We start from the raw sequence: 18880 nt of genomic DNA, 5'->3' as shown, positions 1-18880 counted from the left end.
TCACACCCTTTGAATTTCTTCTGCTAATAATTCTTGCGCGTTGTGCATTAAATTTTTAACGTCTTGTTCTGTTAGAGGCTCAATTAGTCTTGCACCACCAGCATGTTGGTATAATTCCTTTAAAATATCCTTCCATTCAGAAATATCCCATTGCTCCATTAAATTCATCACCGATTCAGTTGCAGCAGTATGCTCATACAATACTGACGATTGATGTAACACGAGCTTTTGAACCCAACACATCGGTTCCATCCCATCTTCAGCTTCTCTAATAGTTTCTAGCCATGCATCAACTGTAGCATGTTCAAATAAAGATTGTGATTGTTCATCTATATTTTTTAAATGGAGCTCAACAACAGATGCCCCATACTCTTGACGATTAAGCATCAATGCTTCTTCACATTTTTTTAGTAGTTCATTTGCATGAAACACACTTGTACAATCTACCTCTACCGCGTTATAAACAACAGCAGATGTCGGCACAAATTCCAAATCAGTAGACGTTTGTGTCAAGGTTACGTCATAGAAGCCTTTGATCCCCTGCTCTTTCCGATGTCGACTTTGAATATTGCCTGGATAAACAATCGGTGGATTTTGATGTAAAAGTTGTCGTTTATGAATATGCCCTAAAGCCCAGTAATGATAGTTTTTTTCAAGAAGTTGATCTTTTGTGAACGGGGCATAAACAGCATGTGAGGTATCGCTAGCCTCACTCCCATGGAGCATACCAATATGAATAGCATGCTGGTCCTGTGCAACAGGATAACTATCAATCATTGATTTCGTTATATGACGGTCACTATAGCTGAAGCCATATATATTAACTTGCTGACCACGTATTTTTAATTGCACAACACTTGTTTCAGCTGGTAATTCATAAACGTTGCTCGGTAAAGAAAAGCGTGTCCAAGCACCATTTAAGTGATCGTGATTACCATAGCTTAAAATGACAGGGATATTATGTTGAAAAAGTTTTTCCATAGCCTCTTGAAATCGTCTTTGTGCCTGTAAGCTACGATTTTCACCATCATAAATATCACCGACAATCAATAAAAAATCAGGTTTCTCCTGAATAGCTTTTTGAATAATTTTATCAAAAGCTTCAAAAGTACTTGTTCGAATCTTTTTGAAGTTTTGCTCAGGTAAACCAAATAAGCCCTTAAAAGGACTATCTAAATGTAAATCCGCCATATGAAAAAAACGAATTGCTGACATCCAATCACCTCAAGTAATAATAATCTATACCTTGACGTCATTCATATATCACTCGCCTGCAGTAAATAATTCAGTACATCTTAATTCTACTTCAATCATTTACTAACCGCTGTAGTCTCAGTTTTATGCTGAGACATTCGTGAACCACGCCGAAACCGAATATTTGTTCTATTTTATCATACTTCACGCTAGATGAGAAATGTATACAAGGAATATTCATCAATAGTATTGCCTTAAATTTTCCACAACTTTCGTAATTTATCAAAATATTCGCTAGTTTTACCGTGAAGTTTATAAATCTTCTATGTATAATAGATATATATTTAAGTAAAGGGTGGGGTTTTATGGAGAATTATCGCTTTACAGCTTTTGAAAAAACTGGGGAAACGTTATTTGATGAAACTTGGACTTTCGAAAACGATGAAACTGCAAAAATTAACGGTCAACAGCAAATCCTGGAAAAGGGTGTTGCCGACAAAACTCATCGCCTCATTAACTCTTCAGGTAAATTAATCTTATTCCATGTCTAAAAATGGCTAATAAAAGGCACGTAGTAAACTTTTCTACGCGCCTTTTATTCATTCCATCGCTTATTTTCCTACAAAGGCAGGTGCTCTTTTCTCTATAAATGCATGGATTCCCTCTAAATGATCGGCCGTTTTACGCATCGCTGCTTGCCCCGCTGCTTCCATTGATAAAATACTCTCTAATTGCGGTAAATTTTGAGCATGTAGAATTTTTTTTGTTGTAATCATCGATGCAATTGGAGAAGCAAGCATTTTTCCAACTAGTTGGTCCGTAATCGCAAAAACGGTCCCATCTGGTGCAACGTAGTCAATTAACCCTTCATCATGTGCTTCCGATGCAGTTAATACTTTACCTTCCCAAATCATTTGTTTAGCTTTGACAATCCCCACACGTTCCTTCATAAAGAAATGACCGCCACCATCAGGGATGAGCCCTATGCCTATGAAATTCATAGCGAGCTTACTATTTTCACATGCCACAACTATGTCTGCCCCTAGCGCTAGACTGAAGCCTAATCCAGCTGATGCTCCATGAACCGCTGCAATGACGATCATCGGTAGCTGATAATATGCTTTGACAATACGTGTTAAATAAACCATGGCCTCATTAATATCAAGTGGCTTATCTGGATCTAGCATCGCTTTAATATCGCCACCTGCCGAAAAGACTTTTCCTTCCCCACGAATAACGAGAATTTGTATTTCTTGTTCTTGCTGTAGTGCTTCAAAGCATTCTGCTAGTTCACGCATCATCACACCGTCCATGGCATTCATGGCATGTGGTCGATTTAAAGTTAATGTTGCACGGCGTTCTAATTTTTCTAATGTAATCGTTGAAAATTCCATCCCAATACACCCCCAAATATGAATAGTCATTCACTATGTACTATTCGTGTTTTTTTAGAAAACTCCTTCTATCCTACGCAAAATTGCACTTGATATGCTATATTAAAGGACGAATATTGATTTAAAGGTGGTTAATAATTGTGACACAGAAAGACTATCGTGTATTACTTTATTATAAATATATAGCTATTGAAGACCCTGTGGCATTCGCAGAGGAACATTTAGCAGTTTGTAAAGAAATCGGACTTCTTGGTCGTATTTTAGTTGGATATGAGGGGATTAATGGAACGGTTTCAGGTACAGTCGAGCAAACTGATGCATACATGAATCATATGAAGGTAGACCCTCGTTTTAGCGATATAATGTGGAAAATTGATGAAGTTGAAGGGCATGCCTTTAAAAAAATGCATGTGCGCCCTCGTAGAGAGATTGTACACCTTGGTTTGGACGATGATATTAATCCTTTAGAAATAACAGGAGATTATTTATCACCAAAGGAATTTATGGAACGTATGCAGGAGGATAATACGGTAATTATTGATGCACGTAATGATTATGAATATGACCTCGGACATTTCCGTGGTGCCCTACGTCCAGATATTGAAAACTTCCGTGACCTTCCTGATTGGATGGAAGCTCATAAAGAAGATTTTGATGGCAAGAAAATCTTAACTTACTGCACAGGTGGTATTCGCTGTGAAAAATTCTCTGGCTGGTTAAAACGTGAAGGCTATGGAGAAAGCGTTGGTCAGTTACATGGCGGAATTGCCACGTATGCTAAAGACTCTGAGGTAAAAGGTCAACTATGGGATGGGCAAATGTTTGTCTTTGATAGACGTCGTAGCGTACCGATTAATCAGGTTGAGCATGTGATTGTCGGCAAGGATTTCTTCACTGGCGAACCGACAGAACGTTATACAAACTGCGCAAATCCAGAATGCCATAAATTAATGCTTTGCGAGGAGAAGCATGAGTCCTTCTATATGCGTAGCTGTTCAGACGAATGCCGCCGCGCAGAACGCAACTTCTTTGTTGAAGAGAATGGTTGGACAAAAGAGCAGATTGAGGAACAAATCGCTAAAATCGCTGAATTTCAAAATCCTTCTTTATAAGAAAAAAGAGCATCATCCATTTGTGGTGATGCTCTTTCATATTCTAAAATTCCTAATTTAGTATATTTTCTTATCACCATAACGTGGGTTGATTTCCGTTCCAACTGGGCGCTTTCCTGGGGGCGTCCGATGAGCCGCTTCACTCGCGTTGCTCGCTCCAGGGTCTCGGGCCAACAGATGTTTTTTGCGCGAAAGCGTAGTGCTAACGCAGCGTCAGCAGCACCGATGTTGGTCACGAAGGCGTTATCACAGGATGTGATGGTTTTAGCCTTCGTTCCTCTATTCGCTAATCCCCAAGGAGTCGCCCAGCCTCCACTCCAATCAACTTATTTACAGGGCATACTTTTCAATATACGCATCCCCAAATTTCTGTAATGAGCCCGTATATTGTCGATATTTCTAAAATTCGTATCACTTTTACAGCTTTTCACTTCCATGTATGTGAGGGTTACTCCTTTCATCCGAGTAATTCCCCCTTGTATTAGAGCGGCTTCTTCTCTCACCAGAGCTTTCTAAATTTTCTTTCGCCAAGTAACGCCCTACTTGTCTGCCACTAAATAAACAACCACCAACAAATGTCCCTTCTAAAGCACGGTAACCATGCACACCGCCACCACCAAAACCACTAACTTCCCCAGCTGCAAATAAACCCGGTATAGGCTGACCGTCCATTCCTAGCACAGCACCATTCAAATTTGTCTGTAAGCCTCCTAATGTTTTACGCGTTAAAATATTTAAGCGTACAGCAATGAGTGGCCAATTTTTTGGATCTAATATTTTATGGGGCTTCGCAACGCGCACTAATTTATCGCCAACATAGTTTCTGGCACCATGAATAGCGTTAACCTGTAAATCCTTCGTAAATTTATTGTCCATTTCACGATCCCTTGCTAAAATTTGCTCTTTTATTTTGATAAAATTAAGAAGGTCATTGCCAGCCAATTTGTTCATTCCATCAACTAGCTCCTTTAAATCATTAGCAACAACAAAATCCTCTCCATGATTTTTAAATGCCTGAATTGGAGCTGGTGGTCCTGGCAATACTCGTTTCAGAACATCACTAATGCTTCTATTTGTTAAATCAGGATTTTGTTCAGAGCCCGATAATGCAAATTCTTTTTCAATAATTTTTTCAGTTAAAATAAACCACGAGTAATCATAGCCTGTTTTTTGTATTGCTTCTAAAGTGCTTAACGTATCAAAACCCGGAAAATTAGGTGCCCCAAATCGATTACCTTCTGCATCAAACCATAATGATGATGGGCCAGGTAAAATTCGAATACCGTGATTTGGCCAAATAGGATCCCAATTTTTCAAGCCTTCAGTATAATGCCACATACGATCTCTATTAACAATACGTCCCCCAGCATGCTCAGTAATTTCTAACATTCTTCCATCTACATAAGCAGGTACACCACAGACCATATTTTTTGGTGGTGTTCCAAGCCGCTCCGGCCAATTTTTTCTGACTAAATCAAAATTTGCACCTATTCCACCGCTGGCTACAATAACTGCTCCAGCTTCATAAGAAAATTCGCCAATGCCCAGCCTAGAGCTTTTTTCACCGCGATTTGCATAGCTTTTAGCCAAGATTGTTCCACTAATCCCTGTAATTCTTTCATCTTGTTGCATAAACTCATCTACACGATGTCTTGGTTTATAATCTATAAAACCATCCTTTATGGCCTTTTTCACTTTTTCAGCAAAAGGCTTTACAATGCCTGGTCCAGTCCCCCAAACAACATGAAATCTAGGTACCGAATTTCCGTGTCCGCCTGCTAATGATCCCCCACGTTCTGCCCATCCGACGACAGGAAAAAACTTAATACCCTTAGACTTTAACCAATTATATTTTTCACCAGATGCAAAATCTACATAAGCCTTGGCCCATTTATACGCCCACGAATCTTCATCCTCTAAGCGATCGAAGCCAGCCGTTCCTTGCCAATCTTGCCATGCAAGCTCTTTACTATCCTTAATCCCAAGCCTTCTTTGCTCGGGTGAATTCACTAAAAATATACCACCAAAGGACCAAAATGCCTGTCCCCCCATTGAATTTTCAGGTTCTTGATCTACTAAAAGAATTTTTTTCTTTGCATCAGCTAACTCACAGGCAGCTACTAACCCTGCCAGTCCTGCACCGACAATTGCTACATCATACACCATTCTACACCCCCTAAAAATCAATCCTACTTTACTTACATTCTTCTCTAATTGATGGTTTACCTTCTACACATTTTAATTTTGACGAAAATGTGACAAGAAAAAAATGTTCGCTTTCCTCCACTAAACAAAGAAAGTTCCTATACGTATAATCCATTTAAACCCTATTTATTTCCGTATAATTTTCAACCTCAATATTTGTTAAACGCCCATGTAATCAGACTTAACATATATCGGTAGCGCTTTCATTGTCCTCTCTAAAAAGACGAATAATCGTTTATTGAATTTAGATAAATATTCGTATTTAGTTATATTTCTAACTATCAAAGTCAAGTTTTTTAATCTTTTTTAGAAATATCATTGACAAAGGTGAACAATAAGGATTATGATGTTAACAAATTTAATCACACGAAAATATAACGACGGAGACACGCTAGTCGCAAGAAAATCCAAAGAGAGCTGATGGTTGGTGTAAATCAGTGATTTCTACGATAATAGTTCCACTCCTGAATAGATAAGCCGAACATCTTCAAAGTAAGCTTATCCGTCACATGCACGTTACGCATATAGCTAAGACTGCTAGAAATTTTCCAAGCAGTGATTAAGGGTGGTACCGCGAACCAATGTTTATTCAGCCTTTCGCCCCTTACAACACAATCTTTGTGTTTGTAAGGCGCGGAAGGCTTTTTTATTGTTTTTTATTCTAGAAAGGAGATTGTTTGCATGCTGTAAGATATTTATTTTTACAAAATTCAGACTGTTTCGTATATAAAGAACACTAAAAAATTTTTATTAAAAGGAGCTAATTACAAATGACTACTGCAACAAAAACAATTAACGTATTTATCGCTGACCCACTAAGTGAAGATGGTATTTTCCCACTACGACAAGAACAAGATTTAGACTTGAATATCATTGTTGATACTGGTCTTGCACCAGAAGAATTAATAGCAAAAATTGCGGATGTAGATGTTTTACTAGTACGTTCTCAAACAACGGTAACACGCGAAGTAATTGAAGCGGCTAAAAACTTAAAACTTATCGGACGTGCTGGAGTAGGTGTGGACAACATTGATCTAACTGCTGCAACTGAACATGGTATCATCGTTGTGAATGCACCAGACGGTAACACTAACTCTGCTGCTGAGCACACTATTGCAATGATGACTTCACTTGCTCGTCACATCCCACAAGCATTCAATACGCTTAAAAATGGTAAATGGGATCGTAAATCTTATGTTGGAGTTGAGCTTAAAAATAAAACTCTAGGTGTTGTAGGCTTCGGTCGTATCGGTGTTGAAGTTGCTTATCGTGCAAAAGGTCAACGCATGAACGTTATGGCATACGATCCATTCCTAACAGATGAACGCGCTAAAGAATTAGGGGTAACAAAATCAACAGTTGAAGAAATTTGTGCAGCTGCAGATTTCATTACAGTACACACACCACTTCTTCCTGAGACACGCAACCTTATTAACAAAGAAAAATTCGCTATGATGAAAGATGGCGTGCGTATCATTAACTGTGCACGTGGTGGTATTATCAATGAGGATGATTTATACGATGCAATCGTAGAAGGTAAAGTAGCGGGTGCTGCTCTAGACGTATTCGTATCTGAGCCAGCAACAGATCACAAGCTACTTACATTACCACAAGTAATCGCAACACCTCATTTAGGTGCATCTACAATTGAAGCACAAGAGTCTGTAGCTGTAGACGTTTCAAACGACATCATTAAATTCTATAAAACAGGTACTGTAACTAACCCAGTGAACATGCCATCTATTCCAAAAGAGTTGCTTGCACAAGTAGAGCCTTTCTTTGAATTAGCTGAAAAACTTGGTTCATTCTTATCTCAACTTACAACTGAGCCTGTAAAAGAAATCAACTTATCTTATGCTGGTGAAGTAGCAAATTATGATGTTCGTCCATTAACGTCAAACGCGTTAAAAGGCTTATTATCTAAAAACCACGGTAATCATGTTAATGACGTAAATGCTCGCTACTTATCTGAACGTATCGGAATGAAAATCAATGAGCATAAAACAACAACTGCTAAAGGTTTCACTAGCTTAATTACGATTGAAATTAAAACAGTAAACGAAACACATACAGTTGCTGGTACATTATTAAATGGTTTAGGTGCACGTATTGTCAAAGTAGAAGACTATGTTGTTGACGTTATTCCACAAGGTCACCTTCTTTACATTAAAAATACTGACAAACCAGGTGCAATCGGCCGCGTAGCAACAAAGCTAGCAGAAAAAGATGTGAACATCGCAACAATGCAAGTTGGTCGTGCACAAGTTGGTGGTACAGCTGTCATGATGCTAACAATCGACAATGTTGTAACAGAAGAAGATCTAACATTCGTTGCACAGCTTGAAAATATTGATGAAGTAAAAGCGATTAACCTATAATATTTGATTTATAAGCAGGGAGTATAAATACTCTCTGCTTTTTTATTTTTGGAGATTTTCATCGGAACGGAAATCAACCTATATACATAGTTTACGTTTCAAAAATGTCATACCTAATTTTTAATAGAAGCATTGTTTTGGTAAAATGATACTTTTCAGAAAGTCATTCGTCTTTAAGAGAAAGGAGGTGCACATTTTGACAATTGAAGAGCTATTTTACTTACATAATCAAACCATTTTTAAATACTTATATTACTTACTCAATGATGAGAAATTGGCGGAGGATTTCACACAGGAGACATTTGCTCGCTATTTCAAATATCAGCAGACAATTAAAGAAGGTGCAGAACTCGCTTGGCTTAGGAGTACTGCACGTAATCTAGCCTACGATCATTACCGCCGGAAAAGACTTATTCAATTTGTACCGTTTTTAAACGATCATGAAGAGCTTGAGCCAACTTCACCACACCAATGGCTAATTCAGCAAGAAGATGCAAAGCTGCTTTATCTTGCAATTAGCAACTTGAAGCTCACCTATCGAGATGTCATTATTTTACGTAAAATAGAGGGTTTATCCATTCAAGAAACTTGTGATGTACTAGGCTGGAATGAAGGAAAAGTAAAAAACACATTAAAACGTGCACTTGTTGCATTGAAAAAGCAGCTTGGAGGTGAATTTGATGAAGAACAATGAGGAATCCTGGCAACATTTACGCGATCTCAAATTAACTAAGCAGCAGCAGGAAAAAATACTGCACAATATTACTACACCTACTACAATAGAAAAAAAACCAATTAAAAAATCTTGGAAAATGCCGGCAGTGTCTTTACTATTTATCACAGTTCTTGCTATTTTAATTTTGTCCTTTATCCAAGGACCGACTAACTCTCCACTGACAACAGATACAAACAAAACAATTGCTGAAGTCTATGTAAACACTAATGAAAACAAAGAAACGTTTATAACAAAAGCATCATGCCTTTATATACCCCAGCAGTGCTATACAAATAAGCAACTTTTAAGTCAGCTACAAGAACAAATGGAACATGCACCTTCAATTTCAGTAACAGCTCAACAGTGGGAAGATAATGGTTACTTTACACCTCAAGATGTGTTGATTGTCTATTCTGATGGTACTCAAGAAAAATGGAAGGTACTAAATAACGATACCCTCTTTAATGTCCAAACGGAGCAAGCCATAAAACTCGACAATACATTTGATTCACTGGCATATTACTATGATGATAAACGCTCAACCAAGCTTATCATCGGAAATATCTTCGTATTACTTACACACTTCATACTATGGCTTGCAAAGAAAAGAATGCCTCATATTGAACGACGTTTTTTTGCAGCAACGGTTGAACATGCCATCGCCAACGCTATTATGCTAGTCTTGTTTGCAGGTATTTTATTGGCTATCTATTTACTGATACACTCCTTACACGCAACGATTATATATAGCTTATTTAAGCTCTACTCTATTATGCAAATTTATTATCGCAAAAAAGCAGGTGAGCCCCGAGGTTACCTAGTAGCTAGTGCCTTTGTTCAACTATGTATTGCAATAGCTTTTACATCGCTATATCTTGCATTCAATATACACTACTAGCTGTTCAATAAGTTATTGGACAGCTTTTTTTACACCCCAAAAATAAAAAAGTATCCCAGAAACATTTCTGAGATACCATCTCCGACTTAGACCAATGCAAGCCCTCACTTCAACGCTATACAAATATTTTTCGCTTCCGTGAAGAATTCTAAGCTATGGTGACCGCCCTCACGCCCTACGCCACTCTTTTTAAATCCTCCAAACGGAGCACGTAAGTCACGTACAAACCAGCAATTTACCCAAATCGTACCTGCACGTACATCATGTGAAATACGGTGTGCACGCTGTAAGTTTTCGGTCCAGACAACTGCATTTAAACCGTACTCTGTTCCATTTGCTATCGCAAGTGCCTCTTCTTCCGTATCAAACGGAATAATTGTAACGATAGGACCGAAAATCTCCTCTTGGCAAATGCGGGCTTGCGGATTTTCTTGTAAATAGATTGTCGGTTTTAAATAATAACCCGTACTTAAATTCGCTGGTAACTCAGGACGTTCACCACCGTAAATAAGCGTAGAATTTTCATATTCCGCTATACTTAAATAGCTTGTCACCTTGTTATAATGTGTTTCACTTACGACAGGTCCCATATTCGTTTTTGAGTCTTGAGGATCACCAACGACTAATGCGGCAGCCGCTTCTTTAAAACGTGTAAGGAATTCATCTAAAATCGTACGTTGCACTAAAATACGTGACCCTGCTAGACAAACTTGACCGGAATTCATAAATGCTGCTTGAATCGATACCGGGATGGCCTTTTCTAAATTTGCATCTTCAAAAATAATGTTCGCTGCCTTACCACCTAATTCAAAGGAAACTTTTTTCAATGAATCGGCACCGTTTTTCATGATTGCTTTCCCTGTCGTTGTTTCCCCTGTGAAGGAAATTAAATCGACTTCAGGATGTGTCGTCATAAATTCCCCCGCTGATTGTACTCCAAAGCCATGAACAACGTTAACGACACCGTCTGGAATACCCGCTTGTTGTGCAATCTCACCAAGTAACGATACAGTTAAAGGTGTAATTTCTGCAGGTTTTATGACCGCTGTATTCCCTGATGCTAAGCATGGACCAAGCTTCCACGTTGTTAGCATAAATGGTAAATTCCAAGGGGTAATTAACGCTGCAACCCCTACTGGCTCATAGCGCGTATAATTTAAATAGGCATCATCCATCGGGTATACTTCGCCGCCCTGCTGTTCCATAAAATCAGCAAAAAACTTTAAATTTTCTGCGGCTCGAGGAATTTCACGTTCTAATGCTACTTGATAAGGCTTACCTACGTCTAATGCTTCTAGGCGCGCTAACTCCTCTTTGCGTTCTAGAATAATTTCTGCCATCCGACGAATTTTCGCCAAACGCTCAGATAAAGGCATTGTACGCCATGGCCCTTCTTCAAAAGCTCTCCTTGCTGCCTCACACGCTCGATCCACGTCTTCAAAACTTGCTTCATGGACTTTTGCAATAATCTCCTGGGTCGCAGGATTTTTTACCTCGAACAATGTTTGAGAAGAAGATTCAACATATTCCCCATTAATAAATAGCTTAACTTCTTTCAATTTCGTTTGTGTATTCCCCATAGTAGACACTCCTTATTATTCATTTTGTCGACGTTGGATGGACTTCCCTGCAATTCCCCAATGAGTGCTCGGGATTTCATTTAAGCACACACGAACCGTTTCAAGTGGTGCGTCTAATACAGTTGACACAGTTTTGCTTACTTCTTCAATTAACCGCTCCTTTTGTTCTGGTGTACGTCCTTCAATAAATGTTACTTGAATAAATGGCATTTCACCTTCCTCCTTCTTTATTGCTCTACTTCAACTGTTAATGACTCCATTCCGTCAAAGCTTACAGTAAAGTAATCTCCTGCATGCATTGTTGCAGCGCCTGTTAACGCGCCACTAAGCACGACATCTCCAGCTCGAATGTGTTGTCCACGAGCGATTAATTTATTTGCCATCCATGCAATGGCACGTGCTGGATGCCCCATGACTGAACCTGCTGTACTCGTCGCAAAAATTTCATCATTGTGCGTGAAAATACAGCCCATATTCACAAGATCCACTTCGTTCACCGCATACTTTTGTGAACTCACTATGTAACGCGAAGAAGAAGAGTTATCAGCAATTACATCCGGCAAGGTAAAATTGAAATTTAAATAACGACTATCGATAATTTCCATTGCAGGTGTAATATAATCAGTTGCTTTCAAAACTTGCGCAGCGGTTACAATCGGACCTTGTAAATCCTCCTTAAATTTAAAGGCAATCTCTGGCTCAATTTTCGGATGAATTAAAGATTTTAAGGAAATCGGCAGTTGTGGATTTAACTCCATATTTGCTAATAGCACGCCGTAAGACGGCTCATGTACACCCATCATTTGTTGTTTTGCTTTACTCGTTAAGCCAAGCTTTAACCCTGAAATGGTTGTTTGCTCATGCATGCGCTTGAGTTCAATTAGTTTGTCTTGAATGTCATAGGCTGTTTCCACCGTCAGCTCTGGATATTGATCAACAAACTTTGTGACCTCAGACACATCTCGCTCTGCTTTATACAACTCATACGCAATTTGATCTAGCGTATCAGTTTTCATCATGGCTCGTTCCTCCGTTTCTACTAAACTGTCTGTTTATGAATGGATCAATTTCGCCTTGGCGTAATTGCGTCCGGATTTTGAATTGTGTCCGCACAATTCATTCCTTTTAAAATCCGTGACATCCGCCGGAGGCTTTAGGCCAACACGATGTTGGTCACTCAGTCGTTGACACAGGACGTGGCGTTCTTAGACTGAGTTCCTCTATTTCAGCAGGTTTAAGGAGCCACATCAACATTCACCTCACTACCTTTAGAGGTGGGAGTTTTTTGCTGGATAAAGATAAAGTACGAGCAATTTCTGCGATTAAATCTTCTTGCCCGCCTACCGCTTTCATCTTACCGAGCTCCAGTAAAATTTCACGTTCATCTACGTTGTATTTTTTCGCTGCTTCCTGCGTAAATAATAAGAAACTAGAGTAGACACCAGCGTAGCCCAGCATTAGGCTAGAGCCTGTTATTTCTTGCGGACGTGGCATAATTGGTGCAACTACTTCATTAGCAACATCGATTACACTATATAAATCAATACCAGTTTCATAGCCAAGACGATCCAAAACAGCAACCATTACTTCCGTTTGTGCGTTACCACTACCAGCACCTAAACAGCGTAAACTACCATCTACATACGTAGCTCCTGCTTTGATAGCAGCCATCGTATTTGCCATGGCAAGCGATAAATTATTATGAGCATGGAAGCCAATTTCACAAGAAACATGTGACTTTAATGCAGCTACACGTTCCTTGACCTCATGAGGTAGCATGGCACCTGCCGAATCCGTCACATAAATAATTTCAGCACCGTAGCTCTCAAATAACTTCGCTTGTTCTACTATTACTGACGTTGGAGCCATATGCGCCATCATTAAAAATCCGACTGTTTTCAGTCCTAGCTCTCGGCTTAAGTAAATATGTTGTCCAGCAACATCGGCCTCAGTAACATGTGTTGCAACACGGGCCATTTTAGCTCCTGCCTTCACTGCATTTTTTAAATCTTCCTTTACCCCAATACCAGGTAAAATTAATACTGAAATAGCCGAATCACCACATTCTTCTCGCGCCGCTTCGATTAACTTCAGTTCATCTACTTTTGAAAATCCATACTGTAAAGAAGAGCCCCCTAATCCATCTCCATGTGATACCTCAAAATATTTCACCTTCGCTTTCTTTAAACCACGAGCTACATCTCTCACTTGTTGCTCTGTAAAAGCATGGCGCATTGAATGGCTACCATCACGCAATGTCACATCTAAAACTGTTAATTTTTCCATTTTACTCGCCTCCACTTAGTTCGCCTTCACTGTTTCGTGGTGCTGTTTAGCGATTTCATTGCCTACTTGTACTGCTGCGGCCGTCATAATATCGAGATTTCCTGAATAGATTGGGAAAAAGTCGCCTGCTCCCTCCACTTCTAAAAAGATTGATACTTGTTGACCATTAAAAATCGGAGCACTCGTCATGCGATAGCCAGGTACATATTGCTGTACAGCTTGCACTATATCTTCAATTGCTTTGATAATTTCTTGTTCCTTATCACCTTCATTCACTAAAACATGTACAGTATTACGCATCATAATCGGCGGATCAGCCGGATTTAAAATAATAATGGCCTTTCCCCTATTTGCTCCGCCTACGTCCTCAATTGCATTTGCTGTTGTCCGTGTAAATTCATCAATATTAGCCCGTGTTCCAGGTCCTGCACTTTTACTTGCTACCGTTGCAACAATTTCCGCATATTCAACATCAGCTACTTGGTTAATAGCATAGACAATTGGGATAGTCGCTTGACCACCACATGTCACCATATTGACATTATCGGCCGTCGTGAATTTTTCCAAATTAGCACATGGCACAACAAATGGGCCAATAGCTGCTGGTGTTAAATCAATGATCTTTTTGCCAAGAGCAAGCACTCTTTCACTGTGTATAGAATGTGCCTTTGCAGTTGTGGCATCAAACACAATATCAAAATGCTCTGGACATGCTACTAAACCATCAATGCCATTCGTAATTGTATGATAGCCACGAGCCTTTGCACGTTGAATTCCTTCTGAAGCCGGGTCAATTCCTACCATGACACTCATAGTTAAGTAATCACTACGCTCAATTTTGTACATTAAATCTGTACCGATATTACCGGAGCCTAAAATCGCAACTTTCAACTTTGCCATCTTCATTTCTCCTCCTTCAGCCTAAACGTAGCGGACACAGCACCTAGATGGGCAAACTCTGCCGTAAACGTATCACCATCCTCAATTGTAACTGCCGCTGTTATTGCGCCTGCTAACACAAATTCACCCGCCTGCAAACCGATATGATATTTACTCAGTTTATTTGCTAACCATGCAACTGCACGTAATGGATCACCCATGACAGCGGCAGCGGCGGCACTATCAAACAACTCACCATTGCGGTAAACATTCATACCGATATGCGGTAAGTCTACATCTAGCAATTTTGTAGGCATTCCACCAATAATCACTAGGGCGGAGGAGCCATTGTCTGCGACTGTATCTTCAAAACGAATTTTCCAATCCACTATGCGACTATCAATTACTTCTAAAGCAGGAACAATGTAATCTGTCGCCTCAATGACATCGTTCACTGTAATATTTGGCCCATATAAGTCCTTCTTCAGAACAAACGCAATCTCGAATTCCAACTTAGGTTGAATAAAATGATTAAGTGAAATCGTTGCACCGTCGACTTCTACCATATCCGATAAAATATGTCCGTAGTCTGGCTCTGAAACTTTAAATTGCTGCTGCATCGCTTTACTCGTTAAGCCAATCTTTTTACCGACAATTTGCTTTCCCTTTTGTTGCTTTGTAGCAATTTGAAGTAATTGAATAGCATAAGCATCATCTACAGTTATGTCTGGGACAGTAGATGATAGTGGGGCGATAGGTTGCTTCGTTGCCTCAGCTTCCTGTAATTTCTCTGCATATAGTTGTCTATCCATACATAACCTCCTAAACCTGTAGCGTCGTTTCTGCTGATAATGCACCGTACTGTCCATTAAAGAATAGCAATGGCTCCCCATCTTCTAGATGAATGTTTTTCACTCGTCCGATAAATAACGTATGATCTCCTTCTATATAAGTGCTTGCTACCTCACAGCTTACTTGTGCAATAGCACCTTCAATTGTAGGTGCACCTTGTAAATCACCGAATGTTACTTGACGTTTTTCTTTGATTTGTCCGGCAAATAGCATGGATAGCCCTTGCTGCTGTGCTGATAAAAAATTGACAGTAAATGTCCCGCTTTGCTGTATATGCTGTAGCATAGAAGCTTTTTCACCAATAGAGATAACAACTAACTTCGGATCAAGTGAAACAGACATAAACGCATTTGCAGTCATGCCATGGATACTGCCATTTACATTTGTTGTAATTACCGTAACCCCTGTTGCAAATTTCCCCATTGCATTTCTAAACAGTCGATCCTCCATTACATAACCTCCTCATGATATAGTGCTGCCTCAAATACTTTGAAGTAGTATTTAAGACAGCGGTGTGTATTTTTTATAAATCCTAAAAGTTAGCATTAACATTTGTTAAAACGTATTCCATGTAAATAAGTTGATTTCCGTTCCGGCTGGGCGCTTTCCTGGGGGCGTCCGATGAGCCGCTTCGCTTCAGGTTCTCATCTGTGACGCTGATTCCCAAGGAGTCGCCTAGCCTCTACTCCAATCAACTTACTTAACTTTTAGTGATGAGACCTACTATTGTTTATTTCACCGGAACCTTTACTGCTCGATCTGGTGTACCATATAAGAAATACTCATTCGGTAGTGGAGAACCATACCAAATAATCGCTTCATCTAACTCATTTTCACGCCATGTAATTGGCTTCCAATCAGGATCGAAAATGAGGTAACCTGAATCACCAAATAATTCAACTCGGTTGCCACCAGGCTCCATCACGTACATGAAATACGCTTGACTCACACCATGCTTGCCTGGCCCAGCTTCTATTTGAATACCGTTTTCTACAAAAATATCAGCTGTATCCATTAGGTGTTGTGGATAGCCGTACCAAAATGCAATATGATGGAAGCGGCCACTATTGCCAGTTTGGTCGTTCATTAACGCTACCTCATGTACTAGTGGGCTAACACTCATCCATGCTCCGATTTCCTCATCATTGTTCAACACAATTTGTTCACGTAACTTGAAGCCTAAATGGTCGGACATAAACTCACGGTTTTTTGCCACGTCTCTACACATTAAGTTGATATGATCTAACCGACGTGCTGGAACACCCATTAATGGACGCTTTTGCGGACGGCTTTTTAATAATGTTTTTTGATCTTCAGCTGGCTGGAAATAATCTACTTCCCACAAGATTTCTTGATTGTGACCATCCGGTGTGACAAATTGGTAGGCACGACCGTGACCTAAATCACCATCAATCCAACCTTTTCCGTAACCGCTTTTTTCTAAAGATGCGACACGACGTTCTAGCGCTTCTGGTGAACTTGCTCGCCATGCAGAATGGCCAAGACCAGCTTCTTTTCCTTCCGTAAGCTTTAATGTGTGATGATAAAAATCTTCATAGCCTCGTAAATAAACTGATTGCCCCTCACGTGCAGTAATCTGTAAACCCATATAATCTGTGAAGAACTTTAATGATTCCTCTGGCTTCGGTGTAAAAAGTTCAACATGCGCCAATTGTGCTACATCAAAATTTGACATCAAAAATTCCCCCTAATTGTTTCATTATTTATTGGTAAAATAATTCACATCATCTGGATTAACCCAAGTAGGGTCTGTCCATCCCGTTAAATCGTAATCTGCCATACATTGCTCAGCAAACGCGATAAACTCATCTGTTTTGCCACTACCTTGTGCACCGAATAAAGTTTGTAATCGAATATCCTCATGGTTTCCAGCATAATTACGTTCGTATAATTCACTGCGGCCACCAAATTCAGTACCAATCGCATCCCAAAGAAGCTTAATTGTTTTAATTTTTTCAAGGGCTTCAATACCATTTGATCCACGATAGAGCTTATTTAATGTCGGACGGAATTCCTCATTTAAAAAATCTCTTGCACTAGATGGTTGGACGATTAAATTCCCAGCTACAATCTGCTGAATAATGCCTTTAATCTTTGGCCAACCTTCCTGTAAAAAGACGCGATATGCTAAGCCACCATTTAAATTCGGAACAACGGTGCCATTTTCTTTTTTCTCAGGATTCATTGCCATCGCATCACTTAATGACCAAAACATATGACGCCAAGCTATAATTTCACCGACATGCACCTGTACACCACGGAATTGATCGGTGCCCGCTGTTTTTAATGCTTTCAACAATACGCCAATAATAAAATCTAATTTCACAGCTAAGCGTGTGACTCCTTGGAAAGTAAAACGATTAATGAAACCGCTTTCTACAAAGAATGAAGTTGTCTTTTGCATATCTTCATAAATTAAAATATTCTCCCATGGGATAAGTGCTTGTTCGAATACGAGTACCGCATCATTCTCATCGAAACGGCTACTTAACGGATAATCAAATGGACTCCCCATAATGGCAGACGTCATTTCATACGAAGCACGACTAATAAGCTTCACACCAGGTGCATCCATTGGTGCAATAAAGACAACTGCAAATTTTTTATCTTTAATCGGTAATCCATACGTACCAACAAAATTGTAATTAGTAATAGCTGACCCTGTAGCCACCATCTTTGAACCACTAATAATCAAGCCTTCGTCCGTTTCACGCTCCACTTGAATAAAAACATCCCCTACTTCATGGACATCTTTATGTCGATCTACAGGTGGATTCACAATTGCATGATTAAAGAACCAATTGCGTTCTTGTGCTTCTTTGTACCAACGCTTTGCATTTTCTTGGTAAGGTGAATAGTATTCAGGGTTTCCACCAAGCGTTGCAAGAAATGAAGCTTTGTAGTCTGGTGTCCGACCCATCTGCCCATATGTAAGGCGGGCCCAAGCAACAATAGCATCGCGTCCTTTAATTAAATCATCCGCGCTACGTGCTGCACGGAAATAACTATGGGTATAACCACCACTACCCGTATCCGTTTCACAAGTTAAAATATCTTTGTATTTTGGGTCATGCATGGCATCATATAGACGCGAAATCGATCGTGCCGAATTTCGAAAAGCTGGGTGGGTCGTGACATCCTTTACACGTTCACCATGTAACCAAATTTCCCGACTATCCTTTAAACTTTCTAAATATTCCTGCCCTGTCAATGGCTTCGTACCTTGCTTTACAACCATTCCCTTCCCTCCTACAATTATTTTTTCTTGTTTGACATGTCTACTTAAATGTAATACTTTTTGAATTTTTAGATAATTTATAAAAAGTATAGTATTCTGTTCCTTTTCTTTAAAATTTGAAAGAGATA

17 protein-coding genes and 1 other annotated feature are annotated in these 18880 nt (G+C 39.5%); of the genes, 5 read left to right on the top strand and 12 right to left on the bottom strand.

Features of this window, described 5'->3' with window-relative positions; genetic code table 11:
• Positions 1-1215 (bottom strand): metallophosphoesterase family protein, encoded by a 1215-nt coding sequence (locus tag ACQKNC_RS16340; RefSeq protein WP_134024467.1) that lies wholly within the window; start codon positions 1213-1215, stop codon positions 1-3.
• A gap of 344 nt (positions 1216-1559) precedes the next feature.
• Between ACQKNC_RS16340 and ACQKNC_RS16335 the strand changes: the two genes are divergently transcribed.
• Positions 1560-1745 carry a YhzD family protein gene (locus tag ACQKNC_RS16335; RefSeq protein WP_427425828.1) on the top strand — a complete coding sequence of 62 codons (186 nt, stop codon included), beginning with the start codon at positions 1560-1562 and terminating at the stop codon, positions 1743-1745.
• A 60-nt stretch (positions 1746-1805) separates the two neighbouring features.
• Here the strand turns inward: ACQKNC_RS16335 and ACQKNC_RS16330 are convergent, their stop codons facing one another.
• A complete protein-coding gene (locus tag ACQKNC_RS16330) occupies positions 1806-2588 on the bottom strand; it encodes an enoyl-CoA hydratase (protein ID WP_427425827.1) in 783 nt (260 codons plus the stop codon).
• Positions 2589-2728: 140 nt separating this feature from the next.
• Here ACQKNC_RS16330 and ACQKNC_RS16325 point away from each other — a divergent pair, with 140 nt between their 5' ends.
• Positions 2729-3700, top strand: a complete 972-nt coding sequence (locus tag ACQKNC_RS16325) for a rhodanese-related sulfurtransferase (protein ID WP_427425826.1) — start codon at positions 2729-2731, stop codon at positions 3698-3700.
• Between the two features lie 417 nt (positions 3701-4117).
• Here the strand turns inward: ACQKNC_RS16325 and ACQKNC_RS16320 are convergent, their stop codons facing one another.
• Positions 4118-5866, bottom strand: a complete 1749-nt coding sequence (locus ACQKNC_RS16320; RefSeq protein WP_427425825.1) for an FAD-binding dehydrogenase — start codon at positions 5864-5866, stop codon at positions 4118-4120.
• Positions 5867-6273: 407 nt separating this feature from the next.
• Positions 6274-6513: a binding site (T-box leader), on the top strand.
• Between the two features lie 162 nt (positions 6514-6675).
• Here ACQKNC_RS16320 and serA point away from each other — a divergent pair.
• The 3 genes from serA to ACQKNC_RS16305 all read left to right on the top strand — a co-directional run bounded on the left by serA (position 6676) and on the right by ACQKNC_RS16305 (position 9896).
• On the top strand, positions 6676-8283 hold the full coding sequence (serA, locus tag ACQKNC_RS16315; protein ID WP_427425824.1) for a phosphoglycerate dehydrogenase: 1608 nt from the start codon (positions 6676-6678) through the stop codon (positions 8281-8283).
• A gap of 196 nt (positions 8284-8479) precedes the next feature.
• Positions 8480-8977, top strand: a complete 498-nt coding sequence (locus ACQKNC_RS16310) for an RNA polymerase sigma factor (RefSeq protein WP_427425823.1) — start codon at positions 8480-8482, stop codon at positions 8975-8977.
• On the top strand, positions 8964-9896 hold the full coding sequence (locus tag ACQKNC_RS16305) for a hypothetical protein (RefSeq protein WP_427425822.1): 933 nt from the start codon (positions 8964-8966) through the stop codon (positions 9894-9896). The genes ACQKNC_RS16310 and ACQKNC_RS16305 overlap by 14 nt, the downstream gene beginning before the upstream one ends.
• Positions 9897-10000: 104 nt before the next feature.
• On the opposite strand, the gene ACQKNC_RS16300 is transcribed toward ACQKNC_RS16305, so the two are convergent.
• From ACQKNC_RS16300 to ACQKNC_RS16260, 9 genes are all read right to left on the bottom strand, one after another.
• Entirely contained in the window at positions 10001-11476 is a 1476-nt protein-coding gene (locus ACQKNC_RS16300; RefSeq protein ID WP_427425821.1) for an aldehyde dehydrogenase, read from the bottom strand.
• Positions 11477-11491: 15 nt separating this feature from the next.
• A complete protein-coding gene (locus tag ACQKNC_RS16295; protein ID WP_427425820.1) occupies positions 11492-11686 on the bottom strand; it encodes a 4-oxalocrotonate tautomerase in 195 nt (64 codons plus the stop codon).
• A 17-nt stretch (positions 11687-11703) separates the two neighbouring features.
• Positions 11704-12495 carry a 2-keto-4-pentenoate hydratase gene (locus ACQKNC_RS16290; protein WP_427425819.1) on the bottom strand — a complete coding sequence of 264 codons (792 nt, stop codon included), beginning with the start codon at positions 12493-12495 and terminating at the stop codon, positions 11704-11706.
• Between the two features lie 235 nt (positions 12496-12730).
• A complete protein-coding gene (dmpG, locus tag ACQKNC_RS16285) occupies positions 12731-13762 on the bottom strand; it encodes a 4-hydroxy-2-oxovalerate aldolase (RefSeq protein ID WP_427425818.1) in 1032 nt (343 codons plus the stop codon).
• 15 nt (positions 13763-13777) lie between these two features.
• Positions 13778-14662, bottom strand: a complete 885-nt coding sequence (locus ACQKNC_RS16280) for an acetaldehyde dehydrogenase (acetylating) (RefSeq protein WP_427425817.1) — start codon at positions 14660-14662, stop codon at positions 13778-13780.
• A gap of 2 nt (positions 14663-14664) precedes the next feature.
• Positions 14665-15453, bottom strand: a complete 789-nt coding sequence (locus ACQKNC_RS16275; protein ID WP_427425816.1) for a 2-keto-4-pentenoate hydratase — start codon at positions 15451-15453, stop codon at positions 14665-14667.
• 10 nt (positions 15454-15463) lie between these two features.
• Positions 15464-15943, bottom strand: a complete 480-nt coding sequence (locus ACQKNC_RS16270) for a flavin reductase family protein (RefSeq protein ID WP_427425815.1) — start codon at positions 15941-15943, stop codon at positions 15464-15466.
• A 280-nt stretch (positions 15944-16223) separates the two neighbouring features.
• Positions 16224-17189, bottom strand: a complete 966-nt coding sequence (locus tag ACQKNC_RS16265; RefSeq protein ID WP_427425814.1) for a catechol 2,3-dioxygenase — start codon at positions 17187-17189, stop codon at positions 16224-16226.
• A 24-nt stretch (positions 17190-17213) separates the two neighbouring features.
• Complete coding sequence (locus tag ACQKNC_RS16260; RefSeq protein ID WP_427425813.1) at positions 17214-18752, bottom strand: 4-hydroxyphenylacetate 3-hydroxylase N-terminal domain-containing protein; 1539 nt, start codon at positions 18750-18752, stop codon at positions 17214-17216.
• Between the last annotated feature and the right edge of the window lie 128 nt (positions 18753-18880).

This window comes from Lysinibacillus sp. NPDC094177 (genome assembly GCF_050279145.1).
GTDB lineage: Bacteria > Bacillota > Bacilli > Bacillales_A > Planococcaceae > Lysinibacillus.
This window is presented reverse-complemented; position numbering and strand designations above follow the sequence as displayed.